Here is a 23,030-nt window from a genome sequence, read left to right on the forward strand (position 1 = left end):
GCCATGTCTGAGAAAACTTTTCTGGTGGAAATCGGCACTGAAGAGCTGCCACCAAAAGCACTGCGCAGCCTGGCTGAGTCCTTTGCTGCAAACTTTACCGCGGAGCTGGATAACGCTGGCATCGCGCACGGCAACGTTGAGTGGTTCGCCGCGCCGCGTCGTCTGGCGCTGAAAGTCGCGAATCTGGCGGAATCTCAACCCGATCGCGAAGTTGAAAAACGCGGTCCGGCCATTGCCCAGGCGTTTGACGCTGAAGGCAAACCGAGCAAAGCGGCAGAAGGTTGGGCACGTGGCTGCGGCATCACGGTTGATCAGGCTGAGCGTCTGACTACCGACAAAGGCGAATGGTTGCTGTACCGTGCGCATGTGAAAGGCGAAAGCGCTGAAGCACTGCTGCCGAACATGATTGCCACGTCACTGGCGAAGCTGCCGATCCCGAAACTGATGCGCTGGGGCGCGTCTGACGTCCACTTCGTGCGTCCGGTTCACACCGTGACCCTGCTGCTGGGCGACAAAGTGATCCCGGCAACGATTCTGGGCATTCAGTCCGATCGCGTGATCCGTGGACACCGCTTCATGGGCGAGCCGGAATTCACCATCGATTCTGCCGATCAGTACCCGGAAATCCTGCGTGAGCGCGGCAAAGTAATTGCGGATTACGCTGAGCGTAAAGCGAAAATCAAAGCCGATGCTGAAGAAGCGGCGCGTAAGATTGGCGGTAACGCTGACCTGAGCGAAAGCCTGCTGGAAGAAGTCACCTCGCTGGTGGAATGGCCGGTAGTGCTGACTGCGAAGTTCGAAGAGAAATTCCTCGCAGTTCCGTCTGAAGCGCTGGTACACACCATGAAAGGTGACCAGAAGTACTTCCCGGTTTACGCGAACGACGGCAAACTGCTGCCGAACTTTATCTTCGTTGCCAACATCGAATCGAAAGATCCGATCCAGATTATCTCCGGTAACGAGAAAGTCGTTCGTCCGCGTCTGGCGGATGCCGAATTCTTCTTCAATACCGACCGTAAAAAACGTCTGGAAGACCATTTGCCGCGTCTGCAAACCGTGCTGTTCCAACAGCAACTGGGTACGCTGCGCGACAAGACTGACCGTATCCAGGCGCTGGCGGGCTGGATTGCTGGTCAGATTGGCGCTGATGTTAACCACGCGACGCGTGCTGGCCTGCTGTCCAAGTGCGATCTGATGACCAACATGGTCTTCGAGTTCACCGACACCCAGGGTGTGATGGGCATGCACTACGCGCGTCACGATGGTGAAGCGGAAGATGTAGCCGTGGCGCTGAACGAACAGTATCAGCCGCGTTTTGCCGGTGATGACCTGCCGTCGAACCCGGTAGCTTGTGCCGTGGCGATTGCCGACAAGATGGACACCCTGGCGGGTATCTTCGGTATTGGTCAGCATCCGAAAGGCGACAAAGACCCGTTTGCGCTGCGTCGTGCTGCGCTGGGTGTGCTGCGTATTATCGTTGAGAAGAACCTGAATCTGGATCTGCAAACTCTGACCGAAGAAGCGGTTCGTCTGTATGGTGACAAGCTGACCAACGCGAATGTGGTGGATGACGTTATCGACTTTATGCTCGGCCGCTTCCGTGCCTGGTATCAGGACGAAGGTTACACCGTCGACACCATTCAGGCCGTACTGGCGCGTCGTCCGACTCGTCCGGCTGATTTTGACGCACGTATGAAGGCGGTTTCGCACTTCCGTACGCTGGAAGCCGCGTCCGCGCTGGCTGCTGCGAACAAACGTGTATCGAACATCCTGGCGAAGTCTGAAGAGACGCTGAATGACCGCGTGAATGCGGCGACGCTGAAAGAGCCGGAAGAAATTGCGCTGGCAATGCAGGTTGTCGTGCTGCGCGATAAGCTGGAGCCTGTCTTCGCTGCCGGTCATTACCAGGAAGCGCTGGTTGAGCTATCGGCGCTACGTGAACCGGTCGATGCGTTCTTCGAGAAAGTGATGGTTAACGTGGAAGATAAAGATCTGCGTATTAATCGCCTGTCTATGCTCGAAAAACTGCGTGAGCTGTTCCTGCGCGTAGCGGATATTTCTCTGCTGCAGTAACGGCCCTGAGCTGACTTAGAAAATGCCGGATGGCGGCTTCGCCTTATCCGGCATTTTTTTATGTTATTAGCGCAACTGCAATTTTGTCAGACAGGTCTGACTGTCTTCCATCGTCTTAATAGGATACTCCGCCGTTTTACCGTTGTAGCTCACTGCGATGGTGCCTTCCATATTGCGCGGTAGCCATACCCCGACAAAGCCATTACGGCCGCTCTTCATCGCTTTTTGTACCACCACATCACCCTTGTTATCCGTCACTTTGACATTGAATGTCTTCTCCGGCATTTCGCCCTGGCAGCCAGAAAGGCTGTGGTTGAAGCAAGGATGTGTTTGCCATTCATACGGGGCAAACGACAGATAGAACTTGTCACCGAGCGGCAGGGTATAAACCTGATCGCCCGAAGAGAGCTTCAGCTCGGTGCTGGTGATGGACGCTGAGTACGGCAGCGGGCGGCTCTGCGGCGACCGATCAATCGTCTCTACGATTTGTTCGACGGATTTCCCGCTGAGCCCGTGTTCGGCCAGGAAAGTGGCTTCTGGGGTAGCCGCGAACGCAGTACCGGTGGTGAGCAAACCTAAAATCAGTAGCAGTGAGGATTTCGACATAGCTTCAATTCCTTGTGAAAGTTGTGGAATATAGACTGGCTCACTATAAAGCTTGCCCTTAGGGAAAGGTCAAAGGGACGACGGGTAAAGTAATGCAAAGAAGCGTTTGGGTGGGGAGTCTTACGAAGTACGGATAAAAAAAATCCCCGCCGTTTGGCAGGGATTCAGAATTTTGAGCTTTTTAAGCTTACAGGCTGGTTACGTTGCCAGCTGCCGGGCCTTTAGCGCCGCTTTCGATGGTGAAGGAAACTTTCTGACCTTCGTCCAGAGATTTGTAGCCATCGTTCTGGATAGCAGAGAAGTGTACGAACACGTCTTTAGAACCATCGTCAGGAGTGATGAAGCCGAAACCTTTGTCAGCGTTGAACCATTTTACGATACCAGTCATTTTACCGGACATAGTGTATTACCTTTTAAAAAATAAGTGTGCCTTTCGGCGATATGGCGTGCTTTACAGATTTTTTAACAGTAAAGGAAATGCTCACTACGAAGGGTATCAACGATAACTCTTGAAGGGACTTGCCTTACTAACTGCTGTAATGGTCTGTACGTCAAACCGTTGAGGGCATTAACTCATTTTACGCATGTGGATGCAACTACTATTTTCTTTTTTGTGGATAACCTTCGTAAAGGAACGGCCCTGTTACAGGGCCGTTCTTAAGAAGAATTGAAAAATAGTTCAATCCATCAGTTGCTTACTTAATCTTGGATCTGCCTGAATCAGGCGCATTAACTTCAATTCAGTAGTGGAAGGCTTTACGCGTTTAGACTCCCATTCATGAACCATCGCGACTGTCACACCCATCACTCGGGCAAAATCATCTGTTTTTAAACCTGTCCCTCGTCGTAACTGTTCAAATTCGGTGAAAGGGTTGGTTTTTTGCGGCAGAGTGACCGTCTGCGATACATCTTTAAAAACAATCTGCTCCAGACTGCTTAGCAGTTCAAACATAGGATCTTTGTATTCCATTGAGAACTCCTACAAATCACACAGCGGGATCGTGAATTTCTTCGAAGCTCATTAAGAGTAGTCGGAAAAAATGAAGCCGGATTTAAGGTTTGTGTGATGGATTCGTTTCAGCGGATCGCAGGTGATAATCTTTTGCTGGCTAACGAACTGATAAAGGTCGGGATCTCCGAACGATCGATTCCGATTGTAAAGATGACTAAAATATGACGCCGAGTGGAAAATGCAGCATTGTTTAGCAAAACGAACGGTGGCGGGAACGGTTATTTTCCCCCACAAGATTACGCGGAAAGGGTATCTTGCGGGGCTGACCTGGACTATCCTTGTCAACGTCAGGCACGCGGGTGTCGTTGTGCGCATTTTTGGGTGAAAGGAGTATTAAAATGGCGACAGGTAAGTCCTGCTCTCGCTGGTTTGCGCCTGTTTTGGCGCTTTTAATGGTAGTTGGCCTGAGTGGGTGTTTTGATAAAGAAGGCGATCAACGCAAAGCGTTTATCGATTTTCTGCAGAATACTGCAATGCGTAGCGGAGAGCGTTTACCAACGCTGACCGCCGATCAGAAAAAACAGTTTGGCCCGTTTGTGTCCGATTACGCGATTCTGTATGGCTATTCGCAGCAGGTTAATCAGGCGATGGACTCCGGTCTGCGTCCGGTGGTTGATAGCGTAAATGCGATTCGTGTTCCTCAGGATTATGTGACTCAGCGTGAACCGCTGCGTCAGGCAAATGGTGCGCTGGGCGTGTTAGGGCAACAGTTGCAGAATGCGAAACTGCAGGCGGATGCTGCACATGGCGCGCTGAAGCAGGGCGAAGATCTGAAGCCGGTCTTTGATCAGGTGTACAACAAAGTTGTTACTGCCCCAGCAGAAGCCTTACAGCCGCTGATCCCTGCCGCGCAAATTTTCACGCAGCAGTTGGTGCAGGTCGGTGATTTTGTGGCGCAGCAGGATACGCAGGTGAGCTTTGTCGCCAACGGTATCCAGTTCCCAACGTCACAGCAGGCAAGTCAGTACAATACGCTGATTGGCCCGTTGGCTGCTCAGCATCAGGCATTTAATCAGGCCTGGACTGCTGCGGTGAATGCCGCTCAGTAATGAAGGTGCTGTAATACATGGAAGGCCGGGTGAGCATAAGCGCTACCCGGCCTTTTGTTTATGATGCGACCTGCGGGTTTACGCAGTTCTTCTCAACGCGTCCTTGCAGCGCATCGATTAAGTTATCCACCGCACAGGCCGCCATGTTGTAGCGCGTTTCGTGCGTGGCTGAACCAATGTGCGGTACGGCTACCACGTTGGGCAGTGACAGCAACGGTGAGTCTACCGATAATGGCTCTTGCTCAAACACATCCAGACCTGCGGCATGAATTTCGCCGTTTTGCAGGGCGGCAATCAACGCTTTTTCATCGACCACCGGGCCACGTCCGGCGTTAATGAAAATGGCGGAAGACTTCATTTTGGCAAACTGCTCGGTACTGAACAGATGATGCGTTTCGTCGGTTAACGGCAGGATCAGGCAGACAAAATCAGACTCCTGCAACAGCGTATCGAGGTCGCAGTAACGTGCATTGAAGCGTTCTTCTGCTTCCTGATGATGACGGCGCGCATTATAGAGAATCGGCATGCTAAAGCCGAAATGCGCACGTTGTGCCAGCGCCAGCCCAATGCGGCCCATACCGACAATCCCCAGCGTTTTGTGGTGTACATCGGTACCAAACCAGTCCGGTCCGATACTTTTGGTCCATTCGCCGACCTTTACCCGTTCGGCAACTTCCACTACGCGGCGAGCGGTACTTAACACCAGCGCCATTACCGTATCGGCGACGGTTTCCGTCAGTACGGTTGGCGTGTGCATCAGCAGCACCTTACGTGCGTTGAGGGCATCGACGTCGAAGTTGTCATAGCCTACGGAAATCGTGGAGGTCGCACGCAGCCTGGGCATTTTCTCCAGCAGAGCGGTATTGACGGCTTCACTGGAGCCCAGTAGACCTTCTGCATTGGCAAAAGCGTCGGCGTGCTGTGTGACCGTTTCCGGGCGCAGGTTAGGCACCTGAGTCACAGTAAAATGCTCTTCCAGGCGATGCAGTAAATCGTCAGGTAACGCTTTATAGAGAATAATGGACGGCTTCATGCGAATCTCCGTAAGTTAAAATTTAAGCGTGGCGTGCGCCAACCGGAATTTGGGAATTATTAGCAGGCTTAACAATCAAAGTTAGCCACACTGAGACAAAAAGCGCTACCCCCATAAAAATGTACGAGGCGGACGGGCTGCCGGTTGCGCCATTGAGGTAGCCGACAAACCATGAACCAAAGAATGAGCCCAGCGCGCCCATGCTGTTGATCAGCGCCATTGCTCCACCGGCGACGTTGCGCGGCAGCATTTCCGGGATGATGGCGAAGAAGGGACCGTAGGGGGCGTACATTGCCGCGCCTGCAATAACCAACAGCGTGTAAGAAATCCAGAAGTGGTCTGCGCCCACGGCCCAGGAGCCGATAAACGCGAACGCCGCGATCAGTAACAGTGGCCAGACAAACAGCTTACGATTTTGTAGTTTATCGGAGGCCCAGGAAACGAGGATCATCGCCGCCGTTGCCGCCAGATACGGTACGGATGACAGCCAACCAACTTCCACCATCCCCAGGTTTGCGCCGCCGTTGCGGATAATCGACGGCAGCCACAGGACAAAACCATAGACGCCAATACTCCAGGCGAAATACTGCATACACAGCAGGATGACGTTTCGTGAGCGGAAAGCCTCGCTGTAGTTACGTACGGCTTTGATGCCTTGCTGCTCTTTTTCCAGTTGTGCCTGAAGGGCGGCTTTTTCAGATTCTGACAGCCAACCGACCTGAGATGGTTTGTCTTTTACCAGCACCCACCAGCAGAACGCCCAGATGATGGCCGGGAAGCCCTCGATGATGAACATTTCTCGCCAGCCCAGCGCCTGAATCAGGTAACCGGAAACCACGGACATCCACAGGACGGTGACCGGATTACCGAGGATCAAGAAAGTGTTTGCGCGCGAGCGTTCAGATTTCGTAAACCAGTTGCTGATGTAAATCAGCATTGCCGGCATCACGGCGGCTTCAACGACGCCAAGAATAAAGCGGATGGCGGCAAGCATTGGAATATTGCTGACCATCCCGGTTAATGACGCACATGCGCCCCAGAGGATCAGACAGACAAAAATCAGTTTTCGTACGCTGCGGCGTTCAGCGTAAATTGCGCCCGGGATCTGAAAGAAGAAATAGCCGAGGAAAAACAGCGCGCCCAGCAGGGAAGAGATCCCTTTGGTAATGCCGAGGTCCTCGTTGATACCGGCGGCGGAGGCGAAGCTGAAGTTCGCGCGGTCAAGGTACGCCAGGCTATACGTGATAAACACGATTGGCATGATGTACCACCAGCGTTTTGCTGCATTAGTTGAGCTATTCATAGACTGCCCTCTGGTTATGCTGATACGCCGCCTCTGTATGTAGGGTACAGAGTTGGCCGGGAGTTTATTCCCCTAATTGTTCACGTGTGGGTAATCCTTCGCTGTCGCCCTGAACCTGAATGGCCAGTGCGCCAATTTTATTGCCGCGGGTCACCGCCTGATGCAACGAGCGGCCTTCCAGCAGGGCGCTAATAACGCCCACGGCAAAGCCATCGCCTGCGCCGACCGTATCGACCACGTTGTCGACTTTTACCGGTGCAACACAGCCTTGTTCGCCGCTGGCGGTTTTGTACCAGGCGCCATCAGCCCCGGTTTTCACGATCACGGCCTTCACTCCGTGGCGCAGATAAAAGTCGGCGATAGCTTCAGGCGTTTGCTGACCGGTTAAAATCATGCCCTCTTTTAACCCTGGTAAAACCCAGTCCGCCTGGAATGCCAGTCGGTTCAGTTTTTCCACCATCTCGGCTTCACTTTTCCACAGCACGGGGCGCAAATTCGGGTCGAACGAGATGGTCTTCCCCTGGGCCTTCATGGTGCGGGCGGTATGCGCCAGAAGCTCATAGGAGCTGGCGGAAAGCGCTGCTGCTACGCCGCTCAGGTGCAGGTGGCGCGCGCTGGCGAAATAGGCCTCGTGATAATCCTCAACGCTGAGGCGGCTGGCAGCGGAACCTTTGCGGAAGTATTCCACTATGGGATCGGTTCCATTTCCGACCTTAGATTTAAGCTGAAAGCCGGTAGCGTAACGCCCATCCCGGGTGACTCCCTGCGCATCTATCCCTTCTTTTTCCAGCGACTTAACGATAAAACGTCCAAAACTGTCGTTGCCTACACGGCTCACCCAACCAACCTTCAGGCCCAGACGGGCAAGACCGGTCGCCACGTTGAGCTCCGCGCCTGCAACGCGCTTGATAAACTGCTCCACATCCGCCAGTTCGCCGGTTTGCGTGGCGACAAACATCGCCATCGCTTCACCAATAGTGACCACATCCAGTGAATTTTTCATGCGTTACTCCTCGCGTAACAGCTCGACGTAGCGGCGGGTAACCGCCGCCAAATCCTGCCCTTCCAGGGGAAACTCAATGCCGCGCGGGACATCGTTGGGTAGCGTTTTTAGCAGCGCCAGCCAGCGCGGTTCGGCGGCATCAGGCGGTACGGCGCGGTAGCTGTTGCGATGTGCAACGGCGGCTTTAACATGGATATAGCCAACGGTTGACGCCAGGTTCTGCGCCGCCTGCTCCGGGGAGTCACCCACCCACAGCCAGTTGCCCATATCGAAGGTTAAGGATATCGGAAGGTTTTGCATCTGACAGGCTTCGTTAAAGCGCTGCATCGGCTGCAGGCGTCCGCAGGTGGTCTGATCGTTCTCGACAACCAGCTCCATTCCGCTGTTGTCCAGCCATTGGCGTAGAACGTCGAACTGTTCGGTATGGGAAAAATGGCCGAGGGAGACTTTTAACCACAGCGCCTGCAAGGCCTGCGCTTCCTCAAGTAGTTCTGGAAGACGGGGGTTGAGGTTACCGTCCTCAAGGAACAACGGTTCAGGCGCTGAGTAACAGGCCAGCAGGCCGAAGATTTCGATCGCAGAGGCCATCGTTGACAGCGTTTTCAGCTCGGCCTCGGTTAATAGCTCGCGGCGGATTTCGACGCCGTCAGCACCGGCTTCAGCGATAATGGGCAGCATTGCCGTTTGCCCACCTGCGGCCCGTACCTCGTCGTGGCCGTAAGCGGCGGTGACCACCATAATTTTTCTTTTCATGGAAACTCCAGACTAGCGTTCTTGTTATAACGCTAGATGGAACCGGTTCCAAAGAAAAGCCCATGATGTCGAATTTATGATCACCATCACGAAGGTAATTTAACGGGCGGTAGAGCCGCGCACGATCAGCTCGCCGGAGAAAACCTGTTCCTGAACGGCAGCGGAGCCGCCATCGATCCGGCGCACAACCTGCTCAACGGCGGTGTAACCAATCTGCCAGGTGGGTTGTTTCAACGTGGTAATACCTACGCCCGCCAGCTCTGCCCATTCCAGTTCGTCAAAGCCGAGCAAGCCAATGTCGCTCCCCCAGTTAAGGCCAATGCGTTTCAGTGCGCGGGCAACCTGCAATGTGAGGGCTCCGTTGGCAGAGATAACGGCTTTACGCATTCCCCGATGCTGCTGGTGAAACTGTCGCAGGGTGTCGTCCAGTTGCTTATTGTCCGTGAGCGGAACTTCGGCATTTTGCGCGATAACGCCGGGGTATTGCGCGAGCGTTGTGCGAAAAGCGCTCAGGCGTTCGCGGCGAGTATTCACCATGCCGAGTGGTTCGCTGAGGAACAGGATGGCTTCAAAACCTTGCTCGACCAGATGTTCCGTGGCAACCGTTGCCGCCTGGGTGTTATCCAGCCCGACCATATCACAGGCGAAATCGGGAATTTTACGGTCAATCAGCACCATCGGCAGCGCAGACTGTTGCAGGCGATTCAGCCCCTCTTCGCGCATCCCGACGGCGTTGACCACAATCCCTTCGACCTGGTAGCTGCGCAGCAGGTCGAGATAATGCAGTTCCTGATCCACTTCGTTGTTGGTGTTACACACCAGCGGGGTAAAGCCTTTATCGCGACAGGCGGCTTCAATGCCGCTTAGCACGTTGACAGAGTAGGGATTGGTAATATCGGCGATGATCAGGCCAATCAGTCGGGTACGACCGTGTTTCAGGCCTCTTGCCATCAGGCTGGGACGGTAGTCGAGATCGGCAATGGCTTGTTCAATGCGGGCCAGCAGCGCGTCGGAAAGCAGGTGCTTTTCACCGTTGAGATAACGTGAAATGCTGGTCTTGCCGGTTTTTGCGGCTTTCGCCACATCGCTGATGGTTGCCCGTGTTGATTTGCTCATCGCTGATTTCCCTGAATTTGGTGACAACACCTTAACGCGAAAATCAACGATGGCAAGTGCTTCATGCCGGATGGATACGGTCTACCTCCATCCGGCACAAAACGTTACTGGATCGGGCTTAAGGTAATCTCTACGCGACGGTTTTGCGCTTTACCTTCCGTCGTGCTGTTGCTGGCGATCGGATTTGCCGGGCCCATACCCTGAGTACGGATACGGTTAGCAGCGACCCCTTGAGTGATCAAGGCGCTGGCAACGGAGTCTGCGCGTTGCTGCGACAGACGCATATTCAGATCCTGGCTGCCGGTGCTGTCGGTGAAGCCCAGCACGTTGACGGCGGTTTTATTGTACTCTTTCAGTACCATCGCCACGCCGGTCAGGGTGTTGGCACCCGCAGGTTTCAGGTTGGCGCTACTGCTGTCGAAGGTGACGTTGTTTGGCATGTTCAGAATGATGTTATCGCCACTGCGCGTCACACTGACGCCCGTTCCCTGCATTTTTTCGCGCAGTTTTGCTTCCTGCACATCCATGTAATAGCCGATACCACCGCCAACGGCTGCGCCAGCCGCTGCGCCAATCAGTGCGCCTTTGCCGCGATCTTTCTTCGAAGAAGAGAGTGCGCCAATGCCCGCGCCGACCAGAGAGCCAATACCTGCGCCAATGCCGGATTTACCCGCTTCGCGTTCGCCGGTGTAAGGGTTTGTTGTGCAGCCAGAAACCGCCAGAGCGCCGCTCACGATGGCAGCAATAACAAATACACGTTTCTTCATCTTAATTCCTTAATGACTTTTTCTTCTTTGCCACAGCGACCGTGGCGGTTGATTATGACGTGTGAACATGAAGAAAATTCCAGGGAAGACTCTTAAATTTGTAAGTAACATTGAACGGCATAATAAATAAGCCGTCACATCGCATTCAGGAGCGCCATCTTGGCTAATTCACCCGCACATTACTCGGTATTAACCGCCGCCCACTGGGGACCAATCCTCGTCGACACCGATGGTGAGACGGTTTTCTCCTCGCGTGGCGCGCTGCCCACCGCTCATCCCAACTCTTTGCAAACCGTGGTGCGCGACCAGGTTCACAGTAAAACTCGGGTACGTTTTCCGATGGTGCGTAAAGGGTTTCTCGCCTCGCCGGAGAACCCACAGGGCGTACGTGGGCAGGATGAATTTGTTCGCGTCAGTTGGGACGACGCGCTGAATCTTATCCATACGCAGCATAAACGCATCCGTGACAGCTACGGTCCGGCCTCGATTTTTGCCGGTTCGTACGGCTGGCGCTCCAACGGCGTGTTACACAAAGCGGCGACCCTGCTACAGCGTTATATGGCGCTGGCGGGCGGTTATACCGGGCATCTGGGGGATTATTCGACGGGGGCTGCGCAGGCGATCATGCCGTACGTGGTGGGCGGTAACGAAGTTTACCAGCAGCAAACCAGCTGGCCGGTGGTGCTGGAGAACAGCGAGGTGGTGGTGTTATGGAGCGCCAATCCGCTGAATACCCTGAAGATTGCCTGGAACGCGTCCGATGAGCAGGGCCTCGCGTACTTTGAGGCATTGCGCGACAGCGGTAAACGGTTGATCTGTATCGATCCGATGCGATCGGAAAGCGTCGATTTCTTTGGCGATAAGATGGAATGGATTGCCCCGCATATGGGGACCGACGTGGCGCTGATGCTGGGCATCGCGCATACGCTGGTGGAAAACGGCTGGCATGACGAGGACTTTCTCGCCCGGTGTACCACCGGATATGACCGTTTTGCCGACTATCTGCTGGGTAAATCTGACGATGTTGCAAAAACGGCAGAGTGGGCGGCTGATATTTGTGGCATTCCGGCGGAGAAGATACGCGAACTTGCGGCGATATTTCACCAAAACACCACCATGCTGATGGCAGGATGGGGGATGCAGCGCCAACAGTATGGCGAGCAGAAACACTGGATGATCGTCACCCTGGCCGCCATGCTCGGACAAATCGGGACGCCAGGCGGCGGTTTTGGACTGTCGTACCATTTTGCCAACGGCGGTAACCCAACGCGCCGGGCTGCGGTGCTGGCTTCAATGCAGGGTAGCGTTAAAGGCGGCACCGACGCGGTAGATAAAATCCCGGTGGCGCGAATTATCGAAGCGCTGGAGAACCCCGGCGGTTTTTACCAGCACAACGGCATGGACCGCCATTTCCCGGACATCCGCATGTTGTGGTGGGCGGGCGGGGCTAACTTCACCCATCATCAGGACACTAACCGTTTAATTCGCGCCTGGCAGAAACCGGAGCTGGTGGTCATCTCGGAGTGTTTCTGGACCGCCGCAGCAAAGCATGCCGATATTGTGCTGCCAGCAACCACCTCTTTTGAGCGTAATGATTTGACCATGACCGGCGACTACAGCAACCAGCACCTGGTGCCGATGAAGCAGGTTGTGCCGCCGCAGGACGAAGCACGAAATGATTTTGATGTTTTTGCCGAGCTGAGTGAGCGCTGGGAAAAGGGCGGATATGACCGGTTCACCGAAGGTAAAAGTGAACTGGCGTGGCTGGAGACTTTTTACAATATTGCCGGGCAACGTGGGGCCAGTCAGCAGGTGACATTGCCGCCTTTCGCCGAGTTTTGGCAGCGCAACGCCCTGATCGAAATGCCGGAAAATGCTGCCAGCGCGCAGTTTATCCGTTTTGCGGATTTTCGCCGCGACCCGCAGACGCATCCGCTGAAAACGGACAGCGGCAAAATTGAAATCTACTCCGCGAGGATTGCCGGTTACGGCTACGCGGACTGTGCGGGGCACCCGATGTGGCTGGAGCCGGATGAGTGGTTCGGTAACGCCAAACCGGACCAGCTACAGCTGCTTTCCGCCCATCCGGCGCACCGTTTGCATAGTCAGCTTAACTACAGTGCGCTACGTGAACAGTACGCGGTAGCGGATCGTGAGCCGATAACGATCCATCCGCAGGATGCCCACGCGCGCGGCATTGCGGATGGCGATACGGTCAGGGTGTGGAACCTGCGTGGGCAAGTTCTGGCGGGCGCGGTGGTGACGGCGGGTATTAAACCCGGCGTCATCTGTATTCATGAAGGCGCCTGGCCTGATTTGGATCTCGCAGCGAATGGTATTTGTAAAAATGGCGCCGTCAACGTGCTGACCAAAGATCTCCCCAGCTCGAAGCTGGGGAATGGCTGCGCGGGTAACACCGCGCTGGCGTGGCTTGAAAAATACAGCGGACCCACGTTGACGCTTACGGCGTTTGATCCGCCTGCCAGCCCATAATCCACGTGGGATGGTGAGTCTCTTCCTGCCATGCGCTGTCTTCAATGCGAAAACCCAGCGCATGGTAGAAGTTCACCGCTGATTGATTCTTCTGGTAGACCTCCAGGCTGAGTATCGAAAAGCGCTGCTGGACATGCTGCACCAGCGCTTTGCCGATCCCGCTTCTGATGGCGGCTGGCGCGACAAATAGCGCGCCGAGAAAGCGGTCGTCAATGACGCTGGCAAAGCCTTTAAGCTCGCCTTCTTCTTCCCACACCCAGGTTTGCGCGGCTGGCAGATAAACATCCCGCACGATGGATTCACTTTCGCGCCAGTAGCGCTCTTCGATAAACGGATGGGCATGGATTGTGCTTTCCATCCACAGCGTCAGAATCGCCGGTAGATCTTCAGCCTTTGATTCACGAATCATGTTGTTCTCCCGGATAACAGATGCAGCTGGTGACATGGTCGTTGACCAGGCCGCATGCCTGCATAAAGGAGTAACAAATGGTGGTGCCGACAAACTTAAATCCGCGTTTTTTTAACGCTTTAGACAGCGCGTCTGACGCAGGCGTGGAGGTGGGAATATCGCTCAGGTTGGCAGCGCGGGTCACTTGTGGTTGGTTATCAACAAATGACCAGACGAATTCGCTAAACGATTCTCCGTTTTGCGCCATCGTCAGAAAGGCGCGAGCGTTGCCGATAATGGCCTGAATTTTTCCGCGATGACGAATAATGCCGGCATCCAGTACCAGCCTTTCCACATCCTCTTCGGTCATGGCCGCCACTTTTTCCGGGTCAAAATGGTGGAAAGCGTGGCGATAATTTTCCCGTTTCTTTAGCACGGTAATCCACGATAAACCGGCCTGCTGGCCCTCAAGGCAGATCATTTCGAACAGCTTTTTACCATCGGTTTCGGGGACGCCCCATTCCTTGTCGTGGTAGGCAATGTAAAGTGGGTCCTGGCTGACCCATCCGCAACGCTGCATATTCTTCCTCGCTGTTTTTACTGGCGTAAAAATTTCATTCGGCCCGCCTTGACGCGCCAGCTAAAAAGACAATATTTAATACAGGGCCTGATGGGCCCGATATCCTTCACACAATGACAATAATATCGCCGAATTCGGCTCTTTTCTGGAGTCGCGTTGATGATTATAAGAAACAGTAGTGGTCGCCAAAGGTTAACTCTGGCGAGCGTCGTAGTTTGTGCGCTGTCCACCAATACAGCATATGGCTGGCAACAAGAATATATCGTTGATGCTATGTCAGGGCATACGGCTGAACGTTATACATGGGACAGCGATCACCAACCACGTTATAACGACATTCTGGAAGAACGTATTCGCTCTACTCAAAACGTGGCGGGGCCCGTGGTGAATCTGGCGGATGAGACGCCTATGGATGCGACCAGCGGCATGAGTATGGGCTGGAACTTCCCGCTTTCAAGGCAGGTGACAACTGGTCCGGTTGCCGCGCTGCATTATGACGGTTCAACCACATCTTCTTACAACGAATTTGGCGATAGCGCGACGACGGTAACGCAGAACGATCCGCTGTGGCATGCCAGCGTGAGCTCGTTGGGCTGGCGAGTCAATTCGCAGTTCGGTGATGTGCGACCGTGGGCGCAAATCAGCTATAACCAGCAGTTTGGAGAAAATATCTGGAAGGCGCAGTCGGGTCTCAGCCGCATGTCGGCAGCGGGTCAGGACGGTAACTGGGTGGATGTCACCGTCGGTGCGGATATGCTGTTGAACCCGCACATGGCGGCTTACGCAGCACTTTCGCAGGCGGAAAACAGTATCAACAACAGCGACTATATGTACACCATGGGAGTGAGCGCCAAATTTTAACGTAAGCAATCATCAAATAAACATCTTGATTACATGTTGAGATCAACAATCACACGCACTCCAGCGATAGCGTGTACTAACTCATGCGATAAAATTCAGTAGCCCAACTTTTTGTCTCGTCATTCATTCCGCATTCCAGGCATTTCATTCCGTCCTGGCGGCATTTCATGCCGTTTTCCCCTGGTCATAAAAGCGCTTCGGTATGGTTGTTGGCAGAGAATTTCCCATTTTGTTTATGCAGGAAGACTGCCATGAAAACTTCTGATTATCAGCGTACCCGCTGGCTGACACTGATCGGCACCATCATTACCCAATTTGCCTTAGGTTCTGTTTATACCTGGAGCCTGTTTAACGGTGCGCTCTCTTCTAAGCTTGATGCGCCGGTGAGTCAGGTTGCCTTTTCCTTTGGCCTGTTGAGCCTCGGGCTGGCGATTTCTTCTTCCGTAGCCGGGAAACTGCAGGAACGTTTTGGCGTGAAACGCGTCACCATGGCCTCCGGTATTTTACTCGGTGTGGGCTTCTTCTTAACAGCCCACTCTGACAGCCTGATTATGCTGTGGCTGAGCGCCGGTGTGTTAGTCGGTCTGGCGGATGGCGCAGGCTACCTGTTAACACTTTCCAACTGCGTAAAATGGTTCCCGGAGCGTAAAGGGCTGATTTCTGCCTTCGCTATCGGTTCTTACGGTCTTGGCAGCCTCGGTTTTAAATTCATCGACAGCCAACTGTTGAGCACCGTGGGTCTGGAAAAAACCTTCATGATCTGGGGCGCGATTGTGCTGGTCATGATCGTCTTTGGTTCCACGCTGATGAAAGACGCGCCGAATCAGGAAGTGAAAACGAAAAATGGCGTGGTTGAGAATGACTACACCCTGGCGCAGTCCATGCGTAAACCGCAGTACTGGATGCTGGCGGTTATGTTCCTGACGGCGTGTATGAGTGGGCTGTATGTGATTGGCGTGGCGAAAGATATCGCACAAAGCCTGGCGCATATGGATGTGGCAACGGCGGCAAATGCGGTTACCGTCATTTCTATCGCTAACCTGTCCGGTCGTCTGGTTCTGGGGATTCTGTCCGATAAAATCTCTCGTATTCGCGTTATCACCATTGGGCAGGTCGTTTCGCTGGTGGGTATGGCGGCACTGCTGTTTGCTCCGCTGAATGATGTGACCTTCTTTACGGCGATTGCCTGTGTAGCATTTAACTTTGGCGGTACCATCACAGTGTTCCCGTCACTGGTGAGCGAGTTCTTCGGTTTGAACAACCTGGCTAAAAACTACGGTGTCATTTACTTAGGTTTCGGTATCGGCAGTATTTGTGGTTCCATCATCGCCTCGCTGTTCGGCGGTTTCTATGTGACCTTCTGCGTTATCTTTGCGCTGTTAATTATCTCGCTGGCACTCTCCACCACCATCCGCCAGCCACAGCGTAGCGTATATACCGAGGCGCACGCCTAAACCTATTAGTAGTCTGATTAATATCTGGCGCATATATTTACAAAAATATATGCGCCATTTGCATTCTCCATAAGCACTTTTTCACCCTCCTGTGGTCTACTTACCCGCGCCCGTAGACATTTCACCTCTGCTGTTGTCGCATTTTCCCCTGCCTGGTCTGTTTGACTACTGCACAGGGTGTTTTTATCCCGATTCCCAGGGTTTGTTTGCATGAGATACATTAAGTCGATGACGCAGCAGAAACTCAGTTTCCTGCTGGCAATCTATATCGGTTTGTTTATGAACTGTGCTGTATTTTTCCGTCGCTTTAGCGGATATGCACACGAGTTTACCGTCTGGAAAGGACTCTCTGCGGTTGTTGAATTAGCCGGCACTGTGCTGGTGACCTTCTTTTTACTACGGCTTCTCTCTTTATTTGGTCGGCGTGCCTGGCGTGTCCTGACAACCTTAGTGGTACTGTGCTCTGCCGGTGCCAGCTATTACATGACCTTCCTGAATGTGGTAATTGGTTACGGTATTATTGCCTCCGTAATGACCACGGATATTGATTTATCGAAAGAAGTTGTTGGCTGGCATTTTATCGTGTGGCTGGTTTCGGTCAGCATTTTACCGTTGGTTCTGATTTGGAGTAATCGCTGCCGCTATACCCTGATGAAACAGATCCGTACGCCCGGCATGAGATGGCGTAGCGTAGCGGTAGTTTTACTGGCCGGTCTGATGGTATGGGCGCCGATTCGCCTGCTGAGCATGCAACAGAAAAGCGTTGAGCGGGAAACGGGGATCGATTTACCCAGCTATGGCGGCGTGGTGGCGAACTCTTATTTGCCGTCAAACTGGCTTTCCGCGCTGGGTCTGTACGCCTGGGCACAGGTGGATGAATCTTCAGACAATAAATCGTTGATGAACCCGGCGAAGAAGTTTACCTATGTTGCCCCCAAGAACCTCGATGACACCTATGTGGTCTTTATAATCGGCGAAACGACCCGCTGGGATCATATGGGGATTTTTGGCTATGAACGCAATACCACGCCAAGGCTTGCCCAGGAGAAAAATCTGGCCGCCTTCCGTGGATATTCCTGTGATACGGCAACCAAACTTTCGCTGCGTTGCATGTTTGTGCGTGAGGGTGGGGCAGAAGAAAACCCGCAGCGTACCCTGAAAGAGCAAAACGTCTTTTCCGTGCTCGGCCAGTTAGGGTTCAAGACAGATCTCTACGCGATGCAAAGCGAGATGTGGTTCTACAGTAACACCATGGCGGAGAACATCGCCTATCGTGAGCAGATTGGCGCAGAGCCGCGTAACCGCGGCAAGAACGTTGACGATATGCTGTTGATTACCGAGATGCAGCAGTCTCTGCAAAATAATGAAGATGGTGGCAAGCATCTGATTATTCTGCATACCAAGGGCTCGCATTTTAACTACACCCAGCGCTATACCCGTGAATATGCACAGTGGAAGCCGGAGTGTGTCAATGTTGATAGCGGCTGCTCGAAGGCTCAGATGATCAACTCATTCGATAACTCGGTAACCTATGTTGATCACTTTATTACCAAAGTGTTTGATCAATTGCGCGATAAGAAAGCGATTGTGTTCTACGCTGCCGATCACGGTGAGTCGATTAACGAACGTGAGCACCTGCACGGTACGCCGCGTAAAATGGCGCCGCCTGAGCAGTTCCGCGTTCCTATGCTGGTGTGGATGTCTGACAAGTATCTGGAAGACCCAGACCATGCGAAGGCGTTTGCACACCTGAAGCAAGAAGCTGATATGAAAGTGCCGCGTCGTCATGTGGAACTGTACGACACCATTTTGGGTTGCCTCGGTTATACCTCGCCAAATGGCGGTATTAACGAGAATAACAACTGGTGCCGTATCCCGGACGCGAATAAGGCTTCAGCCCAGTAACTGAGCTGCTGACTTTCTCGCCGATCAAATGGCATTTTGATACTAAGGGATTGACGGGCGCGCAGCTGAGCAGTAAGATGCGCCCCGCATTCGGTGATTGGCGCAGCCTGGTAGCGCACTTCGTTCGGGACGAAGGGGTCGGAGGTTCGAATCCTCTATCACCGACCAAATTAAAAAAGCCCGCTCTCTGAGCGGGCTTTTTGCGTTTGTGGCTTTTGTAGGCCTGATAAGCGAAGCGCCATCAGGCAAAACATTACGCTATAACAGACATTGCCGGATGCGGCGCAAGCGCCTTATCCGGCCTACAGGCGAAGCGCTGGCAGGGCGTATTTTGTGTTTTTCTGACCCCACGTTTGGTCTTCATTTTATCTGCAAAAATTGTGCACCACTTCCCACTGACTGTTAACGATTTTGTGACATATTCCATTGCCTTTTTTTATATTTGCTTGAAACTTTTTTTGCGCTACTTATGGCTGAAGCTGGCATTTTACGCTGTGCGCTTTAACGTTCATGGTATTAATCGCTCAGATATGCAGCATTAATTTAGAAAGTTTGAATAAATTGCATAAATGTTAATCACCAAATGTTGCGAAATATGAAGATGTTTATTCTGGCATAGTACGCGTAGCACAAATTTCCCTGCTGAAAATGTCCTTCCGCACTTTTTTTAATCTTTGTTTGTGAATTCTCACCGTTGGCGTAAATCACGGTGACCTGTATTGACGTTTTCACATTCTGTTGACAGATTGTAGGGTATGAGGGGCATTTCATGGAGAATCCGCACTGCAACTCAGTCGCTTATGTGAACGGAATCCCCATCCTCTTAACGCCGACCCGGCCGGGTAAAAAACAAAAAAGGCCAGGCGGTGCAAACCCACTGCAAAGGGTAAAACAACAAACATCACATTTGGAGCAGAAGAATGAGTATTTCCTTGAAGAAGTCAGGGATGCTGAAGCTTGGTCTGAGCCTGGTGGCTATGACCGTCGCAGCAAGCGTACAGGCTAAAACTCTGGTTTATTGTTCAGAAGGATCTCCTGAAGGCTTTAACCCGCAGCTTTTCACCTCTGGCACTACCTATGATGCCAGCTCCGTACCGATCTATAACCGCCTGGTCGAGTTCAAAACCGGTACGACTGAAGTGATCCCGGGCCTTGCTGAGAAGTGGGAAATCAGCGAAGACGGCAAAACCTACACCTTCCACCTGCGTCAGGGCGTGAAGTGGCAGGACAACAAAGAATTTAAACCGACGCGCGATTTTAACGCCGATGACGTGGTGTTCTCTTTCGATCGTCAGAAAAATGCCCAGAACCCGTACCACAAAGTGTCCGGCGGCAGCTATGAATACTTCGAAGGGATGGGTCTGCCGGATCTGATCTCCGAAGTGAAAAAAGTGGACGATAAAACCGTTCAGTTCGTGCTGACTCGCCCGGAAGCACCGTTCCTGGCTGACCTGGCGATGGACTTCGCTTCTATTCTTTCCAAAGAATATGCTGACAACATGCTGAAAGCCGGTTCTCCGGAGAAAGTGGATCTGAACCCAATCGGGACCGGTCCGTTCCAGCTGCAGCAGTACCAGAAAGACTCCCGTATTCTGTATAAAGCATTCGAAGGTTACTGGGGCACCAAGCCGCAGATCGACCGTCTGGTCTTCTCCATTACGCCTGACGCTTCCGTGCGTTACGCCAAACTGCAGAAGAACGAGTGCCAGGTGATGCCGTACCCGAACCCGGCAGACATCGCGCGCATGAAGCAGGATAAAAACATCAACCTGATGGAGCAGGCGGGTCTGAACGTTGGCTACCTCTCTTTCAACACCGAGAAGAAACCGTTTGATGACGTGAAAGTCCGCCAGGCGCTGACCTACGCGGTGAACAAAGAAGCCATCATTAAGGCGGTTTATCAGGGCGCTGGCGTGGCCGCGAAAAACCTGATCCCACCGACCATGTGGGGCTATAACGATGATATTAAAGACTACACCTACGATCCTGAGAAGGCCAAAGCGCTACTGAAGGAAGCCGGTCAGGACAAAGGCTTTACCGTTGAGCTGTGGGCTATGCCAGTACAGCGTCCGTATAACCCGAACGCACGCCGTATGGCGGAAATGGTTCAGGCTGACTGGGCGAAAATTGGCGTTCAGGCCAAGATTGTGACCTACGAGTGGGGCGAGTATCTGAAGCGCGCCAAAGCGGGTGAGCATCAGGCGGTGATGATGGGTTGGACCGGTGACAACGGGGATCCGGACAACTTCTTCGCTACCCTGTTCAGCTGTGCGGCAGCGAAAGACGGTTCCAACTACTCTCGCTGGTGCTACAAGCCGTTTGAAGACCTGATCCAGCCGGCGCGTGCGACCGACGATCACAACAAACGTATTGAACTGTACAAGCAAGCGCAGGTTGTTATGCACGACCAGGCTCCGGCTCTGATTGTTGCTCACTCCACCGTGTACGAACCAGTGCGTAAAGAAGTGAAAGGCTATGTGGTTGATCCATTAGGTAAACACCACTTCGAAAACGTCTCTGTCGAATAATTAAAAGCAATTAAGGAAGCGCTGCGCCCCGGTATTGTGTAGACCGGATAAGCGCAGCGCCCTCCGGCGTAATGCTTTACCCGCGATGCAGTTTGCGTGGGATAAGATTTGTGAGCAATACAGACACACGGTTCCAGGCCGTGCGTCATTAGAGAGAATCCGGGTTATGTTGCAGTTCATTCTCCGACGTTTGGGACTCGTCATCCCCACGTTTATCGGTATCACTCTTCTCACCTTTGCCTTCGTCCATATGATCCCCGGCGATCCGGTTATGATCATGGCGGGTGAACGTGGGATCTCCCCTGAGCGTCATGCTCAACTGCTGGCTGAACTCGGTCTGGATAAGCCGATGTGGCAGCAGTACCTCCACTATATCTGGGGGGTTATGCATGGTGATTTAGGCATTTCACTGAAAAGCCGCTTACCGGTGTGGGAAGAGTTCGTACCTCGCTTCAAAGCAACGCTGGAACTCGGCGTCTGCGCGATGATTTTCGCCGTCGCAGTGGGTATCCCGGTGGGTGTACTTGCTGCCGTTAAGCGCGGCTCCATTTTCGATCATACCGCCGTTGGCCTGGCGCTGACCGGTTATTCCATGCCGATTTTCTGGTGGGGCATGATGCTGATCATGCTGGTTTCCGTGCAGTGGAACCTGACGCCAGTTTCCGGGCGGGTGAGCGACATGGTTTTCCTTGATGATTCCAATCCGCTAACCGGTTTTATGTTGATAGACACCGCCATCTGGGGTGAAGAGGGCAACTTTATCGATGCGTTGGCGCATATGGTCCTGCCTGCGATGGTGCTGGGTACCATTCCTCTGGCGGTCATTGTGCGTATGACCCGTTCATCGATGCTGGAAGTGCTGGGTGAAGATTACATCCGTACCGCGCGCGCAAAGGGCCTGACCCGTATGCGCGTCATCATCATTCACGCTCTGCGTAACGCGATGCTGCCTGTAGTCACCGTTATCGGCCTGCAGGTTGGTACGTTGCTGGCTGGGGCGATCCTGACCGAGACCATCTTCTCGTGGCCGGGACTGGGGCGCTGGCTGATCGATGCGCTGCAACGCCGCGATTATCCGGTGGTGCAGGGCGGGGTGCTGCTGGTCGCGACGATGATTATCCTCGTCAACCTGCTGGTAGACCTGCTGTACGGCGTGGTGAACCCGCGTATTCGGCATAAGAAGTAAGGGGCCATCATGTCACAGGTTACTGAAAATAAAGTTATTGCTGCACCGGTGCCGATGACTCCGCTGCAGGAGTTTTGGCACTATTTTAAACGCAACAAAGGTGCGGTTGTTGGGCTGCTGTACGTGGTGGTGATGATCCTGATTGCGGTCTTTGCCAACGTCCTTGCCCCCTACAACCCGGCAGACCAGTTCCGCGATACGCTGCTGGCTCCTCCTGCGTGGCAGGAAGGCGGTACCATGGCGCATCTGTTTGGTACTGATGATGTGGGCCGCGACGTGTTGTCCCGCCTGATGTACGGTGCGCGTCTGTCGCTGTTGGTCGGCTGTCTGGTAGTCGTACTCTCCCTGCTGATGGGCGTGGTTCTTGGGCTGATCGCCGGTTACTTTGGCGGAGTTGTTGATAACGTCATCATGCGTGTGGTCGATATCATGCTGGCATTGCCGAGCCTGTTGCTGGCGCTGGTGCTGGTGGCGGTATTTGGCCCCTCGATTGGCAACGCCGCGCTGGCGCTGACGTTCGTGGCATTGCCGCACTATGTCCGTCTGACGCGTGCCGCCGTGCTGGTGGAGGTTAACCGCGACTACGTCACCGCATCTCGCGTGGCGGGAGCCGGTGCGATGCGTCAGATGTTCGTCAACATTCTTCCTAACTGTCTTGCGCCGCTGATTGTTCAGGCGTCGCTTGGTTTCTCTAACGCCATTCTCGATATGGCTGCCCTCGGCTTCCTGGGGATGGGCGCACAGCCGCCTACGCCGGAATGGGGCACCATGCTCTCTGACGTTCTGCAGTTTGCCCAAAGCGCCTGGTGGGTCGTGACCTTCCCGGGGCTGGCGATCCTGTTGACGGTGCTGGCATTTAACCTGATGGGTGACGGTCTGCGTGACGCGCTCGATCCCAAACTGAAGCAGTAAGAGGTTCG

Annotated in this window: 21 protein-coding genes and 1 tRNA gene; 11 read left to right on the top strand and 11 right to left on the bottom strand. The window is 53.5% G+C overall.

What is annotated here, in order from left to right:
* Positions 1–3 precede the first annotated feature (3 nt).
* Entirely contained in the window at positions 4–2,073 is a 2,070-nt protein-coding gene (gene glyS, locus OGY83_RS13900; RefSeq protein WP_079939657.1) for a glycine--tRNA ligase subunit beta, read from the top strand.
* 66 nt (positions 2,074–2,139) lie between these two features.
* Here the strand turns inward: glyS and cueP are convergent, their stop codons facing one another.
* The 3 genes from cueP to OGY83_RS13915 all read right to left on the bottom strand — a co-directional run bounded on the left by cueP (position 2,140) and on the right by OGY83_RS13915 (position 3,649).
* Positions 2,140–2,679: a copper-binding periplasmic metallochaperone CueP gene (gene cueP / locus OGY83_RS13905; protein WP_286636094.1), complete on the bottom strand. Its 540-nt coding sequence runs from the start codon at positions 2,677–2,679 to the stop codon at positions 2,140–2,142.
* Between the two features lie 187 nt (positions 2,680–2,866).
* Positions 2,867–3,079, bottom strand: a complete 213-nt coding sequence (cspE, locus tag OGY83_RS13910) for a transcription antiterminator/RNA stability regulator CspE (protein WP_000014594.1) — start codon at positions 3,077–3,079, stop codon at positions 2,867–2,869.
* Positions 3,080–3,358: 279 nt separating this feature from the next.
* The gene (locus OGY83_RS13915) at positions 3,359–3,649 is read right to left on the bottom strand and encodes an HTH-type transcriptional regulator (RefSeq protein WP_003827383.1); all 291 of its coding nucleotides are present in this window, start codon (positions 3,647–3,649) and stop codon (positions 3,359–3,361) included.
* 380 nt (positions 3,650–4,029) lie between these two features.
* Here OGY83_RS13915 and OGY83_RS13920 point away from each other — a divergent pair, with 380 nt between their 5' ends.
* Positions 4,030–4,740 (top strand): DUF3053 domain-containing protein, encoded by a 711-nt coding sequence (locus OGY83_RS13920; protein ID WP_003827386.1) that lies wholly within the window; start codon positions 4,030–4,032, stop codon positions 4,738–4,740.
* A gap of 58 nt (positions 4,741–4,798) precedes the next feature.
* On the opposite strand, the gene ghrB is transcribed toward OGY83_RS13920, so the two are convergent.
* The 6 genes from ghrB to OGY83_RS13950 all read right to left on the bottom strand — a co-directional run bounded on the left by ghrB (position 4,799) and on the right by OGY83_RS13950 (position 10,715).
* Positions 4,799–5,773, bottom strand: a complete 975-nt coding sequence (gene ghrB / locus OGY83_RS13925; protein ID WP_123268873.1) for a glyoxylate/hydroxypyruvate reductase GhrB — start codon at positions 5,771–5,773, stop codon at positions 4,799–4,801.
* Positions 5,774–5,795: 22 nt separating this feature from the next.
* A complete protein-coding gene (locus tag OGY83_RS13930) occupies positions 5,796–7,076 on the bottom strand; it encodes an MFS transporter (RefSeq protein WP_048215328.1) in 1,281 nt (426 codons plus the stop codon).
* A gap of 64 nt (positions 7,077–7,140) precedes the next feature.
* Entirely contained in the window at positions 7,141–8,079 is a 939-nt protein-coding gene (locus OGY83_RS13935; RefSeq protein ID WP_286636095.1) for a sugar kinase, read from the bottom strand.
* A 3-nt stretch (positions 8,080–8,082) separates the two neighbouring features.
* On the bottom strand, positions 8,083–8,832 hold the full coding sequence (locus tag OGY83_RS13940; RefSeq protein WP_286636096.1) for a sugar phosphate isomerase/epimerase family protein: 750 nt from the start codon (positions 8,830–8,832) through the stop codon (positions 8,083–8,085).
* A gap of 99 nt (positions 8,833–8,931) precedes the next feature.
* Complete coding sequence (locus OGY83_RS13945; RefSeq protein WP_286636097.1) at positions 8,932–9,948, bottom strand: LacI family DNA-binding transcriptional regulator; 1,017 nt, start codon at positions 9,946–9,948, stop codon at positions 8,932–8,934.
* A 104-nt stretch (positions 9,949–10,052) separates the two neighbouring features.
* Positions 10,053–10,715: an OmpA family lipoprotein gene (locus OGY83_RS13950; RefSeq protein ID WP_048215332.1), complete on the bottom strand. Its 663-nt coding sequence runs from the start codon at positions 10,713–10,715 to the stop codon at positions 10,053–10,055.
* Positions 10,716–10,874: 159 nt separating this feature from the next.
* On the opposite strand from OGY83_RS13950, the gene OGY83_RS13955 reads away from it, so the two are divergent.
* Complete coding sequence (locus tag OGY83_RS13955) at positions 10,875–13,208, top strand: molybdopterin guanine dinucleotide-containing S/N-oxide reductase (protein ID WP_286636099.1); 2,334 nt, start codon at positions 10,875–10,877, stop codon at positions 13,206–13,208.
* Here the strand turns inward: OGY83_RS13955 and OGY83_RS13960 are convergent.
* Both OGY83_RS13960 and tag read right to left on the bottom strand, forming a co-directional pair.
* Positions 13,177–13,617 carry an N-acetyltransferase gene (locus tag OGY83_RS13960; RefSeq protein WP_286636100.1) on the bottom strand — a complete coding sequence of 147 codons (441 nt, stop codon included), beginning with the start codon at positions 13,615–13,617 and terminating at the stop codon, positions 13,177–13,179. The two genes, OGY83_RS13955 and OGY83_RS13960, sit on opposite strands and share 32 nt — an antisense overlap.
* The gene (gene tag, locus OGY83_RS13965; protein ID WP_003846107.1) at positions 13,607–14,176 is read right to left on the bottom strand and encodes a DNA-3-methyladenine glycosylase I; all 570 of its coding nucleotides are present in this window, start codon (positions 14,174–14,176) and stop codon (positions 13,607–13,609) included. Before tag ends, OGY83_RS13960 begins: the two co-directional genes overlap by 11 nt.
* A gap of 159 nt (positions 14,177–14,335) precedes the next feature.
* On the opposite strand from tag, the gene OGY83_RS13970 reads away from it, so the two are divergent.
* The 8 genes from OGY83_RS13970 to dppC all read left to right on the top strand — a co-directional run bounded on the left by OGY83_RS13970 (position 14,336) and on the right by dppC (position 23,022).
* Complete coding sequence (locus OGY83_RS13970) at positions 14,336–15,037, top strand: autotransporter outer membrane beta-barrel domain-containing protein (RefSeq protein ID WP_191213743.1); 702 nt, start codon at positions 14,336–14,338, stop codon at positions 15,035–15,037.
* Positions 15,038–15,288: 251 nt separating this feature from the next.
* Positions 15,289–16,491, top strand: coding sequence for an L-lactate MFS transporter (locus OGY83_RS13975; RefSeq protein WP_003024301.1), 1,203 nt, complete (start codon positions 15,289–15,291; stop codon positions 16,489–16,491).
* Positions 16,492–16,701: 210 nt separating this feature from the next.
* Positions 16,702–18,396: a kdo(2)-lipid A phosphoethanolamine 7''-transferase gene (gene eptB / locus OGY83_RS13980; RefSeq protein ID WP_079938204.1), complete on the top strand. Its 1,695-nt coding sequence runs from the start codon at positions 16,702–16,704 to the stop codon at positions 18,394–18,396.
* A 91-nt stretch (positions 18,397–18,487) separates the two neighbouring features.
* Positions 18,488–18,564, top strand: a tRNA-Pro gene (locus OGY83_RS13985).
* Positions 18,565–19,165: 601 nt separating this feature from the next.
* On the top strand, positions 19,166–19,402 hold the full coding sequence (locus OGY83_RS13990) for a hypothetical protein (protein WP_162604169.1): 237 nt from the start codon (positions 19,166–19,168) through the stop codon (positions 19,400–19,402).
* Positions 19,317–20,924, top strand: coding sequence for a dipeptide ABC transporter periplasmic-binding protein DppA (dppA, locus tag OGY83_RS13995; protein ID WP_079938203.1), 1,608 nt, complete (start codon positions 19,317–19,319; stop codon positions 20,922–20,924). The genes OGY83_RS13990 and dppA overlap by 86 nt, the downstream gene beginning before the upstream one ends.
* 166 nt (positions 20,925–21,090) lie before the next feature.
* Positions 21,091–22,110: a dipeptide ABC transporter permease DppB gene (gene dppB, locus OGY83_RS14000; RefSeq protein WP_003837733.1), complete on the top strand. Its 1,020-nt coding sequence runs from the start codon at positions 21,091–21,093 to the stop codon at positions 22,108–22,110.
* A gap of 9 nt (positions 22,111–22,119) precedes the next feature.
* Positions 22,120–23,022 carry a dipeptide ABC transporter permease DppC gene (dppC, locus tag OGY83_RS14005; RefSeq protein WP_286636103.1) on the top strand — a complete coding sequence of 301 codons (903 nt, stop codon included), beginning with the start codon at positions 22,120–22,122 and terminating at the stop codon, positions 23,020–23,022.
* Positions 23,023–23,030: the final 8 nt, after the last annotated feature.

The sequence above is a fragment of the Citrobacter sp. Cpo090 genome (genome assembly GCF_030332665.1).
GTDB lineage: Bacteria > Pseudomonadota > Gammaproteobacteria > Enterobacterales > Enterobacteriaceae > Citrobacter > Citrobacter portucalensis.